This is a genomic window from Halobacillus seohaensis (genome assembly GCF_042663045.1).
GTDB lineage: Bacteria > Bacillota > Bacilli > Bacillales > Halobacillaceae > Halobacillus_A > Halobacillus_A seohaensis.
In genome coordinates this window covers 43,202-58,586 of the sequence record NZ_JBHSZV010000027.1, presented here as the reverse complement: position 1 = coordinate 58,586, position 15,385 = coordinate 43,202, and the positions used below count along the sequence as shown (strand labels likewise).

Here is a 15,385-nt window from a genome sequence, read left to right as displayed (position 1 = left end):
CTTTACTCTAAAATGCCTTGTTCTTCATAGAATTTCTTAGCACCTGGATGTAGAGGTGCGATTAAACCTTTTGCAATTTCATCACGCTCAAGTTGTTTCAATGCTCCTACAGAAACGCCTTCGGTGCCAAGGTATTCATAGTATCGCTTCGTCATATCATAGACGACATCCTCACTCATTTCTTTTGAAACGATGATCATGTTTTGAATTCCTATCGTTTCTACCGGTTCCTCAAGATCGTATCTAGCTTCGTCTCCTGCTTCGATTGTATTAGCTTTATAGAATGGATATTTTTCCATCAGATTTTCAGCAGTTTCCCCTTTAATTTCAACAAAACTTATATCCGTTTGCTGCATCAAATCTGTGATGTTGCTGTTCGGAACACCTGATGTAAAGAAGGCCGCATCCAAATTTCCATTCTTCATTTCTTGAACACTATCTGCATAGCCCGTATGGGTCACTTTAGATAAATCATCGTAAGTTAGATCTACTGATCCCAAGACTTTCTTCGCACTTTGTTCTACACCAGAACCTACTTTCCCTACTCCTACTTTCTTTCCTTCTAAATCCTCAATCGATGTGATCTCGCTATCATTAAGGGCTACTACTTGCACCACATTTTGATACATGCCTGCCATGGCTTGAACATCTACTGCATTTCCTTCGAATTGTCCATTACCTTCAATGGCATCAAATCCAACATCACTCATAATGATGGCCATTTGATTTAATTGGTCTTGGATATTTTGGATATTAGCAACAGAGGCACCTGTAGATTCAACCGTTACATTATCAATACTGTCACTTTCTTCAAGAATCGGCTTAAGTGCACCACCAATCGGGTAATAAGTTCCCGATGTTCCACCCGTACCAAAGACAATAGATTCTGAGCTAGAATCTCCTGATCCAGAGGCTTCCTCTGACCCTTCATCACTTCCACAAGCTGCAAGAGTCATCACCGCAGCCAAAGTTACTATAAAAAACAATCTTTTTAACATTTTCCATCCCCCGTTTCGAATTAATAGAATACTACATGTAATGGTAACGCTTACAGATATATTTTAGAATATTATGAACATATTGGACATTTTGGTCTTTTTGTTCATTTTTTTAATTACAAAAGCTCGAGCTCCTTAAAAAGACACGATTATCATAAGCAAGACACGTAGACGAACGGGTTCAAATCACCAATTAATGCATATAATTTATAGATCCTCTACAACAAAAAAGATCCTTTGCTAAACATGCAAAGGATCTTAATCTTTCATATAATATCGATTGACTGGACGACCGATGCTTCCATATTGAATATCAATATCCACTTCTCCGGTTTTTTGGAGGTAATCCAAATATCTCCGGGCCGTTACACGAGCGATTCCAATACCATCTGCGACTTGCTCAGCAGATAATGCTGCTAGATTCTCATAGAGGAAATGGGTGATTTGTTCCAATGTTTGCTGATTTAATCCCTTTGGTAACTCTTTCACCTCATCCTCTAGCTGATTTCCAATCACTTCATCAATTTGTTGCTGTTGTAAATCCCCGTTGCCACTCATCTGAGATTGAAAGGTCCGATAATTCATCAATGATTGCTGAAGACGTTCGAATTTAAACGGTTTAATAATATAATCAATCGCACCATTTTGGAACATTGCGCGAATTGTTTCTTTATCAGTGGCAGCCGTAATGACAATCACATCAATATCAAATGCCTGTTTGCGAATTTGCTTCAGTGTTTCCACTCCATCATTACCCGGCATATAAATATCCAGCATAATAAGATGAGGGGAAAGTTTCTCAGCAAGTTGCATCCCCTCCTTTCCATCAGAAGCGATATCTACTACTTTAAAATTGGGTACCTTTTCGATAAATTGACGATTCACTTCTTGTACCATTGGATCATCTTCAATCAGTAAAACATCAATCACCTTTTGCTTGCCCATACGAATCCTCCTCAAGTGTCATGGGAAATGTGATTAGGATACTCGTCCCTTCACCTTTCTGAGAGATGAAATTAATTTCCCCCATTCCTTTATCTACAATATTTTTCACTAAATACAGACCAATACCTGAACCCTGATCTCCTTTGGTAGAAAAACCTTTTTCAAACACTTTAGATTTTTCTACAGCCACCCCTTTACCATTATCCTCGACACTGATTTTACAGTACTGGTGATCTTGATAAAGGGAAATATCAATCCATTTCTGTTCTCGATCAATGTCATCAAAAGCATGGAAGGCATTTTCAATCAAATTTCCTAACACAAGGACAAAATCATGTTGATCTAACAGAGGAGGATAATCGAGCAATTCACTCTGCTTATCAATTTCCATTTCAATTCCCAGTTCTTTTCCTCTACTGACCTTGCTGAGCAATAACCCTGATAAGCTATAGTCTTTCAAGTTCTTCACGAGAGACTTTGATAACCTCTCTTGTTTTTGTGAGGTTTCAAAGACAAAGTTTAGAGCTTGATCCTTTTGATCCAGTTGAATCAATCCAGCAATTGTGTGTAATTTATTTAAATGCTCGTGATTTTGCACTCTTAAGGCATCCACAAATGCTTTGACCCCTGTCAGTTCTTCCGCAAGCTTTGTCACATCGGTACGATCTTGAAAAATCATCACCGCTCCAATTGTACGGTCTTCAACACGAATCGGAACTCGGGTACTCATCACTAATGCACTCCCTAAACGAAGTTCCTGATTATACTCAGCCTTTCCTGAAGTAAGCACATCCCCAAGATTAATATCTGGGAGGACACGCTCAAGTAATTGATGGGTTCGATCCCCTTTTATGCTGAGAATCTTCTTCGCCTTGTCATTCATTATCGAAATTCTTCCTTCATTATCAACCGCAATAATGCCTTCATTCATGGCTTGAAATGTTGCCGTCCTTTCAACAAGCAGCTGCACAATTTCATGGGGTTCCAAGCGAAAAGTCTGTTCTTTTAAGTGTCGCGCAAGTAACCAGGATCCAGATACTCCAAATAGCGAAGTTAGGAGAAGCACGAAAAGAATTTCACTTTTCATTCCTAGCAAAATATCTTGTATTGTAGGCAAAAGGTTTCCGACAATAACAACTCCAATTTGCTCGTGATCTTCATTCATTACAGGAACAAAAGATCGAACCGCTACGCCTAATTCACCTTTAGCCTTCGAAGTGTAACTATGTTCTGCAAAAGCAGGACCCTCATCTTTCCCCGAAGACAAAGTGCCCAACTTATCATCAACAGGATGAGAAAAACGGACTCGATTCATATTTAAGACTACTATGTAATCTGAACTGTTAATCGTTCGGATTCTTTCCACCATCGGATTAATTTGTTTCCAACCTTCTGATTCAGTAAGATTTTCCTTCAAGGCAGGTAGATTGGCTACAGTTCTTCCTGTAACCATAGCATGTTCCCCTAACGACTCTTCCTTAGATTCAATTGTATTCCCAATGATAATGATGCCACCTATTAAAACAGAAAATAGTACAATTCCAAATGAGAGAATCGTAATTTTCCATCGAATACGCATATGTTTGAGTGACATAATCGATCTTCCTTCCTAATCTATTATCTCTAGTCTATCACTTAAAAGTATACCTATGTTACACTATTGGAAACGATTACAGGGGGATGTTCCTTTGAAAACAATTGTAGCGATTAGTCTATTTATTTTCACTGGAATGTTCACAGCACTTTTTTTTGGCTTTGACTTGAGTGAAGCTTCTCAATCGATTGAATACGACGATGAGCAAGAAGGTCTACAAGATGAGGTTGTAATTAAATTTAGCCATGTAGTTGCTGAGAACACTCCAAAAGGAAGAGCAGCTAGACGGTTTGCTTCTCTCGTTCAAGAACGGACAGAAGGAGCAATAAAAGTTGAAGTGTATTCCAATGGAGCGCTTTACGACGATCAAAATGAGTACACAGCTTTAAAGGATGGTCATATTCAAATGATCGCACCTGCGACTTCAAAGTTGACTGAACGTTTTCCTAAATGGCAAGTCCTCGATCTTCCTTTTGCCTTCCCTACACATGAAGCCGTGAGAGAAGCCTACCAAGGGACGATCGGTACCCAATTGTTAAATAGCTTAAATAATGAAGTAAAAGGAATGACCTTTTGGTACAATGGCTACAAACAAATCACAAGTTCCGAAAAGCAACTAAATGTACCCTCTGATTTCAAGCGAACTCATTTCAGAATCATGCCAAGCCCTGTAATAGATTCTCAATTCCACTCACTGGGAGCCAGTACGAGTAAGCTGCCATTTAATAAAACCTATCACAATCTTGAAGTAGATTTCATTAATGGACAAGAGAATACTCTATCGAATATCTTTTCCAAGAAGCTTTTTCAGGAACAAGAATACATGACCCTGAGTAACCATGGATATTTAGGCTATGTAGTTCTTATGAATGATGAGTTTTGGGAGCAGCTTTCTAAAGAGCATCAAATGGTTATTAACCAAGCACTGCAAGAAACGACGGATTGGATTCGACGACATTCAATAGAAATGAATGATGCGCATCTTCGCCAAATTAAGCGATCCGATTCGCTTGAGATCCACTACTTAACAAAGGAACAAAAAAAGTTATGGAAGCAGTCCTTGAATCCTGTGTATAAGGAAGCAGAACCGATCATTGGAAGATCACTGATGGAGGAAATTTATCGATTACAAGAAAAATATGAATAAACAGGTAGGAGGAAGAAAATGAAAACCTTATTTATAGCTGGACATTCTAAATTACCTACAGGGATGGCGGCGAACCACATTTCTGAGTCGCTTACTCTTACGTTAGAAATTGATAAGAAGTACGGTGTTATTGTGGATGCGTCTTGTACGCTAGCTACGGAGCATGGAAGAGAATTCATTAAATCGTTATTAAAAGGGTACAGTTTAAAGGATGGAACGGATGAACCTGTGGCACGCCTTAGAGAGGGCTACTTAGGTAAAGCAGGAAATGCCTTAGAAGCTGCATTAAAAGATTCCTACAAACAGTATCAGCTTTACTAAATAAAAGCCACAGTATTGTTATAAGTAGACGTTATTCAAACTTGTCAGTATTGTTGAAGACTTGATTCCGAGATCATGGGGTTCGTTACCGTATAAGGGATAGGGTGGCTTTGAAACAACTCGCTTTCCTGTGGGGGAACTGGCAAGCCTCCTCGGTCGTTGTCACTCCCTGTGGGGTCTCGCCTATCTCCTTCTCCCACGGGAGTCTCGTCGTTTCAAAGCCACCCCATTCGCATGGAAATGAACGACCCCCGGCATAGAAGAATGCGTCTTACCCATGCTATTGAATAAAGCCTCACCCAACACAATTCTCGAGGCTGCTGAAAAAGTGTTTAAATTTAACACGGGGAGAAAATCACAGTCTTCATGTTAATGTTAAAGAAGAAATCACTCGCGTATATAGTTGTTGGTTGAGCTAATTCTCTTATTAAATTCACTTTTTCAGTTGCCTCCACGATTCTCACGCATGAAGAGTTCTGCTCACGTGAAGCAGCGTATCCAATGATTCCGTTCTCCTCACGAAGGAAAGAAGGTCTGAAAATTGCGCAATACCCATCAAGCTAACATACGAGTAATGCTAAGGAAGAGTTATTACTAATAATGTTTTCAATATTTTCACAGTAATGAACATACCTTCACCATTCGGAGTCAATAGTTCCAAGCTTAAGGGAATCCATCATATCACGGGCGGCACCTTTATCACTTTGGTTTCTGGATGAACCGAATTGTGGAGGAAGGTCGGCCGAATCCATTCATATTCCAACTGCAACTTTACTCCCAAACCATGAATCCTTGACATTGAAACGTTCATGCAGAGCTTGTTTAGAGATCGAGTATTGAATTGATAGGATATAGCGCTACATAAATGATATAAGCTGTTCTTCCTAAAGGAGTCTTTTAACAGTGTACAGAGACTCAAGAACATTTCAGCCTTGAATTCACTGGATGGTTTCAAAAAGCCGGTTTCTTTAGCTGTTTACCCTACAGAATCCTGGCCAAGTGTGCTTCTTTTGATTCATAAAATCATCCTTTTGGGAAGGATAACGTTTATAAAAGAGATTACGAAAATGTTGAGCTTATCTTGACGAGTATGCGTCATTTCCCCGCTCCCCCTCGCCATGAAGAAGAGGTACGGAAACACCAACGAATGTTGTCGGCACGTAGCCATTGATATAACAGCATGTTTATCCTCTGTTTTTCATTATGGAGGGAGGCCTCATATTCGGGTCCGTTGGTGAAAATAAAGCAGGGAGGGCAGGGAAAACAGGGAGACTCCTGCGGGAAAAGCGGACTAGATGAGACCCCGCAGAGCGAAGCTGGAGGAGGCTCGTCGTCTGCCCGCGGAAAGCGAGCTGTTTTCCCTGCCCTCCCAAATTCCATATGGCAAACGAATCTTCTTGTTTTAAACAAACTGGATCGTTAGTTGAAGATCAAAGACATAAGAATTATAAAAGGAACTTGGAATTTAATCCAAGTTCCTTTTTGTGTGATTTTAATGTGAATTCCTGTACGAAATTTTCAAGAATAGCATTGAGATTACACTTGTGTATTAAGCTACACGCACCTCATAACGGCCCCGTTAGAGTAACTCTGATCCTATCCTATTAACTAACCCTTGACCTTTCTACTTGCGAAATACGTCTTACAATTTCTTTTCCAATTTCGAAAGAAGCTGTAGCTGCAGGAGAAGGAGCATTACATACATGAATCGAGCGCCTTCCCGTGATTAAGTGAAAGTCATCGACAAGACTCCCATCCTTTAACATCGCCTGCGCTCTAACACCAGCATCGGTTGGAATTACATCTTCCGGTTGAATATCTGGCACAAGACGTTGTAGACTTTTCACAAAGCTTTGTTTATGAAAAGACCGAACCATCTCTTTCACTCCTTCTTTCCTATTCGCTCCCGCCATTTTCCAAAACCCAGGAAAAGAAAGAATATCCAAGGTGTCCTTCCAATCAAAATCCGTCTTACGATACCCTTCACGCTTAAGGCTTAAGACGGCATTTGGTCCCGCGTGGATACCACCATCCATCATTTTAGTCAAATGAACACCTAAAAATGGAAAGTCTGGATTAGGTACCGGGTAAATAAGCCCTTTTACTAAATGGTTCTTCTCTTCCGTTAATTTAAAGTACTCTCCACGAAAGGGAACAATTTGTAAATCAGTATGAATACCCGCCATCTTCACAAGGTGATCACTGTGAAGACCAGCACAATTGATTAAAAAGCGAGACCTTAAGGTTCGTCTACTGGTATCAATCGTGACTTCACCTGCTCTTTCGATTATATCTACTACTGGCGATCCAAGTAAAAACTCAACACCCGCTTGTTTCAGCAGTTGGGCAAGCTTCTCACTAACCTTTTTGTAATTTACGATCCCAGTCTGCGGAACCTTCAATCCCCCTAGACCGTTAACAAATGGCTCAATTTCCTGAAGTTCATGTCCATCAATCTTCTTTACGTTCACCCCGTTTTTCAGAACTCGTTGATATAACTTCTCCATTCGCGGCAGTTCTTCCGGTTCTGTCGCAACAAGAACCTTCCCACATACTTCATGAGGAACACCATGATCCTGACAAAACTTCACCATAGAATTTCGACCTTGAATGGCCATTCTCGCTTTTAAACTTCCTGGCTTATAATACACACCAGAGTGAATGACTCCACTATTTCTTCCAGTCTGGTGAACAGAAAGCTCTTTTTCCTTTTCCACAACAACAATGTTTGCTCCAGGATTCGCCTGAAGGAGAGCGTAAGCCGTTGATAGCCCAACGATTCCGCCTCCGATAATCACATAATCATACATTCCTACGACCTCCTACTACTGAACGAACCTTCCTCTTTGTCGTAACAGTTCCCGGTGCAATTCGGTATTTTTTTGAAAACTATCTCTTCCATGAAGCCAGAAACGATTATTCAGCATAACCAAGTCTCCAATAGGAAGCTCCAATTCAATTGCACCTGATGAATTTTCCATCGACTGGGAAACTTCCTTTAAATATTGAGCTTGTGCGATTGTTTCTGGATATACGAATTGGTCTATGAAACAGATACACGGTTGATTGTTCCATTCATAAAACGTCTTACGCTGCACATCTTCCGACACATTTTTACTAGCTGGAGCTTTATAGGTGAATGGATAAGACGCAAGCGGATGATGATAATAATATTGAAAGTCTTCCCATTCATCGAGATGAAGAAGACGAGAGCTTCCCCCAACCGCATTTTTCTCATCCATTTTCATCATCAAAAGCCAATCCGTTGGCTCATCCACATACGTTCCATCGGTGTGAAGAGTAAACCTTCTGTACGCTTGACGAAGATAGGAATCACTATCATCCGTGTGTTTCACCGAAAAGCGTGCATAGTACTTTTTAGACATAGCATCAAAATTCGGAACCCCCGCCAAATGTGTCAAAGCTGTAGAGAACTTCACATAATCTTGAGCATCCGTCGTACGACCACGAAGGCCAACCGTAAAACCACCAGAGTTCCGATCGTTAAGAACATAACGAATCCTTTCTCCAAAATCTTCATCCAATAAATCTATTAAAGTACTGGCAACCATCAGGCGTTGATAAGGAACATACTCCAGTTGCTCATCACTAATATTTTTCACTTCATCCAAAAACTGATCAATCACATGCTCTTCTAATTCAATATTGTAAAGACGGGCGTGCTTAGAATGTGGATGGATCTCATACCCTTCTCCTGTAAATGATGAAAGACTCTGTTTTTTCATTTCTACTGCACACATAATATTTTCCCTCCATAATAAATATCGTCTTACTATTTTTATGGGCCCATAAAAATCAAAAAAACCAGTCTTCCCCCTAAAAAAAGGAAAAACTGGTTTTAAACTGCGAGTGAACCTCTGAGCGATCAGAGATTAGACAGCTTTTACAGTTACGTGATTCATTTGTTTATTTCAGTCGTTTGCAACCGGGAATTGAAAGGGTGTCCTTTCTAATGGGTTGCTTTCTACATTTATCATATAGAATTAAAAATATTCTGTCAACATTAATTCTTGTGTAAACTTCGAATTGTGTGGTATCTGGTACCACACATTTTCGAGATCATGGGGTTCGTTACCGTATAAGGGATAGGGTGGCTTTGAAACAACTCGCTTTCCTGTGGGGGAACTGGCAAGCCTCCTCGGTCGTTGTCACTCCCTGTGGGGTCTCGCCGTTTCAAAGCCACCCCATTCACATGGAAATGAACGAACCCCGGCATAGGAGAATGCGTCTTACCTATGCTATTGAATAAAGCCTCACCCAACACAATTCTCGAGGCTGCTGAAAAAGTGTTTAAATTTAACACGGGAAGAAAATCACAGTCTTCATGTTAATGTTAAAGAAGAAATCACTCGCGTATATAGTTGTTGGTTGAGCTAATTCTCTTATTAAATTCACTTTTTCAGTGGCCTCCACGATTCTCACGATGAGGCGTTCTGCTCACGTGAAGCAGCTTATCCAATACTTCCGTTCTCCTCACATTGTGGGATGAACATGATCGGTGAGATCCCGCAGGGCGTAGCCTGAGGAAGCTCACCACATGCCCACGGAAAGCGAGTGATTTCCCGGACCTTCAAATGCAATCCTTTGTAACGGAAACTACCATAATTGTGTGGTACCAGGTACCACACAATTCATCACAGAGTTCGAAATATCAATTAATCTGCCCTTTTCGCCAGGAACCAAGGATTCTTTAAATTTTCTTTGTTATAAACTAACGGCTTATCTTCTTCTGCTACAAAAACCGTTCCACCAGAAAACTCCACAATCGCCTGCCCAGCACCAGTATCCCACTCCATCGTTGGCGCATAACGAGGGTAATAATCAGCAGTTCCCTCTGCTATTAAGCAAAGTTTAAGAGAACTTCCAGCTGATATAGTTTCTACTTGGTCGTATTTTTTCTCTAGTTCATTAATAAAAGCATTCGTTTCTTCAGACATATGAGACCGACTAGCAACAACCTTAGCTATTTTAGAATTTGAATCCTGCAATGGCAATGTGATTACATTCTTATCTGATGAAGTCAGGGCAGATGTCACTTTATAGGCTCCTTTACCTCGTTCGGCAACATACAACTGATCTAAAGCCGGAGCATAAACCACTCCCATTACAGGTTTGCCATCTCTAATAAGAGCAATATTAACTGTAAACTCACCGTTTTTCTTAATAAACTCTTTCGTTCCATCAATAGGGTCTACTAACCAAAATTCCCTCCAGGATTTTCTATCATTGTAGGGAAGATGTTTTCCTTCTTCACTTAAAATTGGGATGCCTGGATAGTTGGATTCTAACATTGATTTAATCAATTCATGTGAGCGTTGATCTGCGATTGTTAATGGTGACTCATCTTCTTTATATTCGATTTCAAAGTCTGTTTCGTAAATCTTCATGATTTCTTTGCCAGCTTCTAATGCTGCCTGGATTACTTTCTGCATCTTGTGTCTCCTCCTATGTATACAATTAGTCTGAAAAATCACTAAACCTTATATTATCACAATTCATCATTAGCTCCTATGACTTCACCCATTATGAAGGATTTAAAAAAGGAAGCTAGCAAATAAAGAGTTTCCTTTCCGTTTATGAAAGTGAGACTCTTATAACTTTCATCGCCCTTTAATGCAGGCAACTTAATTTCTTCTTTACTAATATAGCAGAATTACTAATTTGGGCTGATCAAAGACTTTTCCGCTTAATAAAGTTGTTTGGATATAGTTGAATCATTAAATGAAGTGAATATTATTCCATTAGAAAAAGCCGAGGGATTACCCCGACTTTACAATTAAAAACTAAATTATTTTACTTCTACTTTTAATTCAGTAGATTCCTCGACAGTTGTTTCTTCGTCTGTTTCTTCGTCTTCTGATTCAGTATCTTCTGTATTCTCTTTTTCAGTTGTTTCCTCTTCGGTTGTAGTTTCTTCCGTACCCTCTTCTTCTTTTGCTTCCGCTTCAGTCGTTTCTACTGCTAACACGGCTGAATTTTCTGAAGCATGCTCTTTTGCTACATCACTTGCGTTTGCTGATGCTTGTGCGTTTACTTTATTTTCTTCAGATTTATTTACTTCTTCTTGTTCTTCATTTGTTTCTACATCTTCATCTGATTCTGGTGCTTCTTCTTGTTCTTCGTTTGTTTCTGCATCTTCATCTGATTCTGGTGCTTCTTCTTGTTCTTCGTTTGTTTCTGCATCTTCATCTGATTCTGGTGCTTCTTCTTGTTCTTCGTTTGTTTCTGTATCTTCTTCTGATTCTGGTGCTTCTTCTTGTTCCTCGGTTGTTTCTGTGTCTTCATCTGATTCTGGTGCTTCTTCTTGTTCTTCATTTGCTTCTGCATCTTCATCTGATTCTGGTGCTTCTTCTTCAGTTGCTTCTACTGCTAATACGGCTGAATTTTCAGAAGCGTGCTCTTTTGCTACGTCACTTGCATTTGCTGATGCTTGAGACTTAGCTTTATTTTCTTGAGATTTGTTTTCTTTTTCTTCATCTGGTGCTACGTTTGCATCTTCTTCTGTGGACTTTTCAGTTTCTTCGTCAGATTCTACAGTAGCTTCTTCTGCTTCTTCTGTCTCATTAACAACAGTCTCTTTTTCAGTAGATTCAGCTACTACAGCTGACTTAGCGGATGCGTTAGCTTTTGCTGTTTCACTAGCATTTACGCTTCCCTGAGATTTACCTTCTTTTTCAGCTGTTGCTTCTTGCTTTTCCTTAACATGTGCTGGTGCATTAGAAGAAGCTGCTTCTGTTGATTGAACTCCAACGAATGCTCCGATTGTTAATGTTCCTGTAATTACTAGAGATTTCATCCATACGTTTTTCATGATTAAATCGCTCCTTAATTTTAATTTTTGTGTAAGTTCTTCACTTTTTAAAATTAAGAAACAATCGTGGGTGGCTCTGTTGGTGGTGCATTCACCCATTGATCCCGAAGAAATTCGGTTCTTTTGCCAAATATTTGTGACTCAGAAGCAAAAAATTTGAGTGAGTCTGGCATCTTTCCTTTTATCACTGAAGAAGAGATAGTTTGGCTGCTAAGATCGCCACCGCCCGTAGATACTGGCGACGGCAACGAAGCAGGGTTGATCATATGTACGTAAACGATAGGATTTTTCTTTGGATCTGGATTAGATAATGGCTTTTCATTCTGCTCATGATTTTCAAGATTGTTATCATCTACTGATGGTTTTTGATTTTGTTCAATGGGTTTGTTTTCTGAGTCAGTTACTGAATTCCGAGATTCTACTGGCTGCGAATCTTCTTCTTCAGCATCTTCAGAGTTACCATTTTCGAGATTCACTTGAGTAGTCTTCTTTTCATGTTTATCAACCGATTCTCTTGACCGATCTTTTTTTTCACGCGATTCATCTTCAACAGGCTTCTTGACTGCTTCCTTTTTGGGTGCTGTTTCCCGCTCCAACTTCTCTGTTTTTTCGGTAGCTTGGTCACTTGCTTCAGGTGGCAAGGTTTTTGAATCCTTACTCTTTGAAGCACGTTTAGACTTATCTGGCTTCGCTTGTGATTTTTGCTTGCCATGCTCAGTCACCTTTTCAGCTGCATTAGAAGCTTTCTTAGAAACCTCTTTGCCCGATTGTTTCGAAGCCTCTTCGGCAATAGGATTTGATGAATCTTTTTTTACATCGGCCTGTGGTGCACTCTTTTCAGAAGCAGAATTTCCGTTATTTGCGAACGTTTCGATTGGAAAAAGAATGACTGCAAGTATAACGATACAAATACCTAGTAATGATCTCATGCGGATACGCTCACCTCCTTTCCTTTCCGTTTATGTATTATACTATTTCTTATTCTTCTATCATTTTCTGGCGGTTTTCTGAAAATTCGCTAATACTTGGACAGACTTCTAGGGGGTTTGGCTTAAATTTCGGCAAAAAAATAACCTTTCGAATACATTTCGAAAGGAGTTAGGAGAACGACCTTGATCAGCTGTGAAGGAGATTAGTAAGACTAGTTCCTTCTATTATATAGCACCTCTGTATTTTCTCATATTACTTCCCCTTATTCCTCCTTGAGGAAAGACTAAGTTCGGTAATGGATCTTGCTCAAAGTATAGTAACAGAAGTGCTAATTAAATTTAATGTTATATTACCACATGTTTAGGCTTTTCATTATTTAATCCTTTAGTAAGATTTTCAGCAGCCACTTCACACATTTTCAGTCGTGTTTTTACGCTTGCACTACCTATATGTGGCAAACTTACTACGTTCTGTAATGATAGTAAAGGATGAGTTACGGGTATTGGTTCTTCCTCGAATACATCCAATCCCGCTGCCCAAATATCCTTATTCACTAACGCTTGGTATAGTGCTTGCTCATCGACAATACCGCCACGAGCTGTATTGATCAATATAGCTGTATTTTTCATAATAGAAAGTTCTTCTTTTGAAATTAAATGATGAGTTTCTTTTGTATATGGAGTAAGGACACAAAGGAAGTCAGAGGATTGTAAAAGTTCCTCCATTTCCACAAAAGTTATATGGAGTTTTTCTTCAATGTCTGGTTTTCTGCTTCTGTTATGATAGATAACTTTCATATCAAATCCTAAAGCTCTTTTAGCAACAGCTTCACCGATTCTCCCCATACCTATGATACCTAATGTTGCTCCATGAATATCCTGACCAGTTAATTGCATAGGTGACCATGTCTCCCATTCTTCTTTTTGCAAGTAGTCAGATGACTCAACTAACCGACGTGCTGTAGCCATTAAAAGGGCAAAAGTTAAGTCAGCTGTGGTATCCGTTAGTATTCCTGGTGTATTCGTTACGGTTATTCCTTTTCGTTTGGCAGCTTCAATGTCTATATTGTTGTAACCAACTGCCATATTACTAATCACCTTTAAGTTGCTCGCTTTCTCTAACAGTTCTTCGTCAATAGTTTCTGTCAACAAGCAGAACAAACCATCTATCTCTTGTATCTTATTTTCAAGAACCTCTCTCGGAACGGGAGTATTCTCTTCCTCCCACATCTCTACATCACAAGTATATTCAATTTTTTCTACTATACTATTTGGAATCTTTCTTGTAATATACACTTTCGGCTTCATACTTTCGCCTCCTCATTATCTTTATTGCTAACATTTTGATGACTAAATAGACGGATTATCATTTCAGTTCTTTGAATAGTCCAGTAATCCACATTTTCAATTGCCTCATCTATAGAACAAGGTCCGGGAACGATAGAGAAAGCGGATAATAACCCTAAATTATTAAGATTCTCTGCTTCAATATTCATTCCTCCACACAAAGCTATGACGGGGACATTAAATTTTCTTGTAATCCTGACTACACCATCTATGACTTTTCCTGATAATGTTTGATCATCAAGTTTTCCTTCTCCAGTAATGACCAGGTCAGCATCTTTAATGGCTTCTTCAAAATGAATCTCTTGCATCATTACGTTGATTCCCGATTTAAATTCGGCTCCCATGAAAGCTAGTAATGCAGCGCCCATTCCCCCAGCAGCACCGGCCCCCTCTAGTTTCCTCATATCAATCTTTTTATATTTCAATACGACGTTTGCTAAATGGTTTAAGGAAAGATCTAGCTCTTCAACCATTTCTTGACTAGCCCCCTTTTGAGGACCGTAAATAGCCGAAGCTCCTCGTGGACCACAAAGAGGATTGGTTACATCACTCGCAATAACAAAAGATGACTCTTTGATACGTCTGTCTATATTGCTTTCGTCAATCTCAGCCAATTTATTTAGATGAAATCCACCTTCAGGAATCTTATCTTTATTTATATCAAAAAATCCAACCCCCAGAGCCCTAAGCATCCCAATACCTGCATCGTTTGTTGCACTTCCACCCAGGCCTACGATGAACTTACGAAATCCTGCATCCAATGCATGCTTAATCAATTCACCTGTCCCATAACTTGTAGCATTCATCGGATCTCTTTCATTTTTTTCAAGTAGTGGAAGACCAGATGCCTGTGCCATTTCAATAATTACCGTCTCCCCATCGCCCATAACTCCATAAGCTGCATTCACTGTCCTTCCAATAGGGTCAGTAACTGTTACATCAATTATTTTTCCATTCGATGAATAGACGAAGTTTTCCATAGTTCCTTCTCCACCATCAGCTAGAGGTAAAGAAAGCACCTGTGCTCCGGGAATCACATTTAGAATTCCAGTTTTTACAGAATCGCATACTTTCCTTGCAGAAGCAGAACCTTTAAATGAGTCTGAGGCTACAACCACTTTCATATTTTGGCCTCCTATGTTCAGAATCCGATTAGCATTATTTAAGTAGATTTATAATTAGATTTGGGATAAACAAGAAATTATTGAGGAATCACAAACAAAATCAGAGGTTTAAAGATGTGTTAAAACTAATAGACTGCGTTTCGGGTAA

Annotated in this window: 12 protein-coding genes and 1 pseudogene; 2 read left to right on the top strand and 11 right to left on the bottom strand. The window is 39.5% G+C overall.

Annotated features, from left to right (window positions below; translation table 11 throughout):
• Window positions 1-2 precede the first annotated feature (2 nt).
• The 3 genes from ACFQIC_RS11085 to ACFQIC_RS11075 all read right to left on the bottom strand — a co-directional run bounded on the left by ACFQIC_RS11085 (window position 3) and on the right by ACFQIC_RS11075 (window position 3,537).
• Window positions 3-998, bottom strand: a complete 996-nt coding sequence (locus ACFQIC_RS11085) for a TAXI family TRAP transporter solute-binding subunit (RefSeq protein WP_204709335.1) — start codon at window positions 996-998, stop codon at window positions 3-5.
• Window positions 999-1,256: 258 nt separating this feature from the next.
• On the bottom strand, window positions 1,257-1,943 hold the full coding sequence (locus tag ACFQIC_RS11080; protein WP_204709334.1) for a response regulator: 687 nt from the start codon (window positions 1,941-1,943) through the stop codon (window positions 1,257-1,259).
• Window positions 1,921-3,537 (bottom strand): ATP-binding protein, encoded by a 1,617-nt coding sequence (locus tag ACFQIC_RS11075; RefSeq protein WP_204709333.1) that lies wholly within the window; start codon window positions 3,535-3,537, stop codon window positions 1,921-1,923. The genes ACFQIC_RS11080 and ACFQIC_RS11075 overlap by 23 nt, the downstream gene beginning before the upstream one ends.
• 94 nt (window positions 3,538-3,631) lie before the next feature.
• On the opposite strand from ACFQIC_RS11075, the gene ACFQIC_RS11070 reads away from it, so the two are divergent.
• Together ACFQIC_RS11070 and ACFQIC_RS11065 are read left to right on the top strand one after the other, a co-directional pair.
• On the top strand, window positions 3,632-4,684 hold the full coding sequence (locus ACFQIC_RS11070) for a DctP family TRAP transporter solute-binding subunit (protein WP_204709332.1): 1,053 nt from the start codon (window positions 3,632-3,634) through the stop codon (window positions 4,682-4,684).
• Between the two features lie 18 nt (window positions 4,685-4,702).
• Window positions 4,703-5,005 carry a DUF3870 domain-containing protein gene (locus ACFQIC_RS11065; RefSeq protein ID WP_204709331.1) on the top strand — a complete coding sequence of 101 codons (303 nt, stop codon included), beginning with the start codon at window positions 4,703-4,705 and terminating at the stop codon, window positions 5,003-5,005.
• Window positions 5,006-5,802: 797 nt separating this feature from the next.
• Here ACFQIC_RS11065 and ACFQIC_RS11060 read toward each other — a convergent pair.
• The 8 genes and pseudogenes from ACFQIC_RS11060 to ACFQIC_RS11025 form a co-directional block, all read right to left on the bottom strand.
• Window positions 5,803-5,981 (bottom strand): annotated as a pseudogene (locus ACFQIC_RS11060) (IS4-like element ISHaha1 family transposase); the annotation flags it as partial.
• 628 nt (window positions 5,982-6,609) lie between these two features.
• Window positions 6,610-7,815, bottom strand: coding sequence for an L-2-hydroxyglutarate oxidase (gene lhgO, locus ACFQIC_RS11055; RefSeq protein WP_204709330.1), 1,206 nt, complete (start codon window positions 7,813-7,815; stop codon window positions 6,610-6,612).
• A 15-nt stretch (window positions 7,816-7,830) separates the two neighbouring features.
• Window positions 7,831-8,766: a glutarate dioxygenase GlaH gene (gene glaH, locus ACFQIC_RS11050; protein WP_204709329.1), complete on the bottom strand. Its 936-nt coding sequence runs from the start codon at window positions 8,764-8,766 to the stop codon at window positions 7,831-7,833.
• Window positions 8,767-9,681: 915 nt separating this feature from the next.
• On the bottom strand, window positions 9,682-10,458 hold the full coding sequence (cysQ, locus tag ACFQIC_RS11045; protein WP_204709325.1) for a 3'(2'),5'-bisphosphate nucleotidase CysQ: 777 nt from the start codon (window positions 10,456-10,458) through the stop codon (window positions 9,682-9,684).
• 356 nt (window positions 10,459-10,814) lie between these two features.
• Window positions 10,815-11,837, bottom strand: a complete 1,023-nt coding sequence (locus tag ACFQIC_RS11040) for a putative sodium/potassium/calcium exchanger (protein ID WP_204709324.1) — start codon at window positions 11,835-11,837, stop codon at window positions 10,815-10,817.
• A 53-nt stretch (window positions 11,838-11,890) separates the two neighbouring features.
• Window positions 11,891-12,766, bottom strand: coding sequence for a hypothetical protein (locus ACFQIC_RS11035; RefSeq protein ID WP_204709323.1), 876 nt, complete (start codon window positions 12,764-12,766; stop codon window positions 11,891-11,893).
• Between the two features lie 345 nt (window positions 12,767-13,111).
• A complete protein-coding gene (locus ACFQIC_RS11030; RefSeq protein WP_204709321.1) occupies window positions 13,112-14,074 on the bottom strand; it encodes a 2-hydroxyacid dehydrogenase in 963 nt (320 codons plus the stop codon).
• A complete protein-coding gene (locus ACFQIC_RS11025) occupies window positions 14,071-15,237 on the bottom strand; it encodes a glycerate kinase family protein (RefSeq protein WP_204709320.1) in 1,167 nt (388 codons plus the stop codon). Before ACFQIC_RS11025 ends, ACFQIC_RS11030 begins: the two co-directional genes overlap by 4 nt.
• Between the last annotated feature and the right edge of the window lie 148 nt (window positions 15,238-15,385).

Excerpts from the sequence above, each read along its gene's own strand:
- ACFQIC_RS11080 (WP_204709334.1), bottom strand. The coding sequence starts at position 1,943 with ATGGGCAAGCAAAAGGTGATTGATGTTTTACTGATTGAAGATGATCCA.
- glaH (WP_204709329.1), bottom strand. The coding sequence starts at position 8,766 with ATGTGTGCAGTAGAAATGAAAAAACAGAGTCTTTCATCATTTACAGGA.
- ACFQIC_RS11030 (WP_204709321.1), bottom strand. The coding sequence starts at position 14,074 with ATGAAGCCGAAAGTGTATATTACAAGAAAGATTCCAAATAGTATAGTA.
- ACFQIC_RS11040 (WP_204709324.1), bottom strand. The coding sequence starts at position 11,837 with ATGAAAAACGTATGGATGAAATCTCTAGTAATTACAGGAACATTAACA.
- ACFQIC_RS11035 (WP_204709323.1), bottom strand. The coding sequence starts at position 12,766 with ATGAGATCATTACTAGGTATTTGTATCGTTATACTTGCAGTCATTCTT.
- ACFQIC_RS11025 (WP_204709320.1), bottom strand. The coding sequence starts at position 15,237 with ATGAAAGTGGTTGTAGCCTCAGACTCATTTAAAGGTTCTGCTTCTGCA.
- ACFQIC_RS11065 (WP_204709331.1), top strand. The coding sequence starts at position 4,703 with ATGAAAACCTTATTTATAGCTGGACATTCTAAATTACCTACAGGGATG.
- cysQ (WP_204709325.1), bottom strand. The coding sequence starts at position 10,458 with ATGCAGAAAGTAATCCAGGCAGCATTAGAAGCTGGCAAAGAAATCATG.
- lhgO (WP_204709330.1), bottom strand. The coding sequence starts at position 7,815 with ATGTATGATTATGTGATTATCGGAGGCGGAATCGTTGGGCTATCAACG.
- ACFQIC_RS11085 (WP_204709335.1), bottom strand. The coding sequence starts at position 998 with ATGTTAAAAAGATTGTTTTTTATAGTAACTTTGGCTGCGGTGATGACT.
- ACFQIC_RS11075 (WP_204709333.1), bottom strand. The coding sequence starts at position 3,537 with ATGTCACTCAAACATATGCGTATTCGATGGAAAATTACGATTCTCTCA.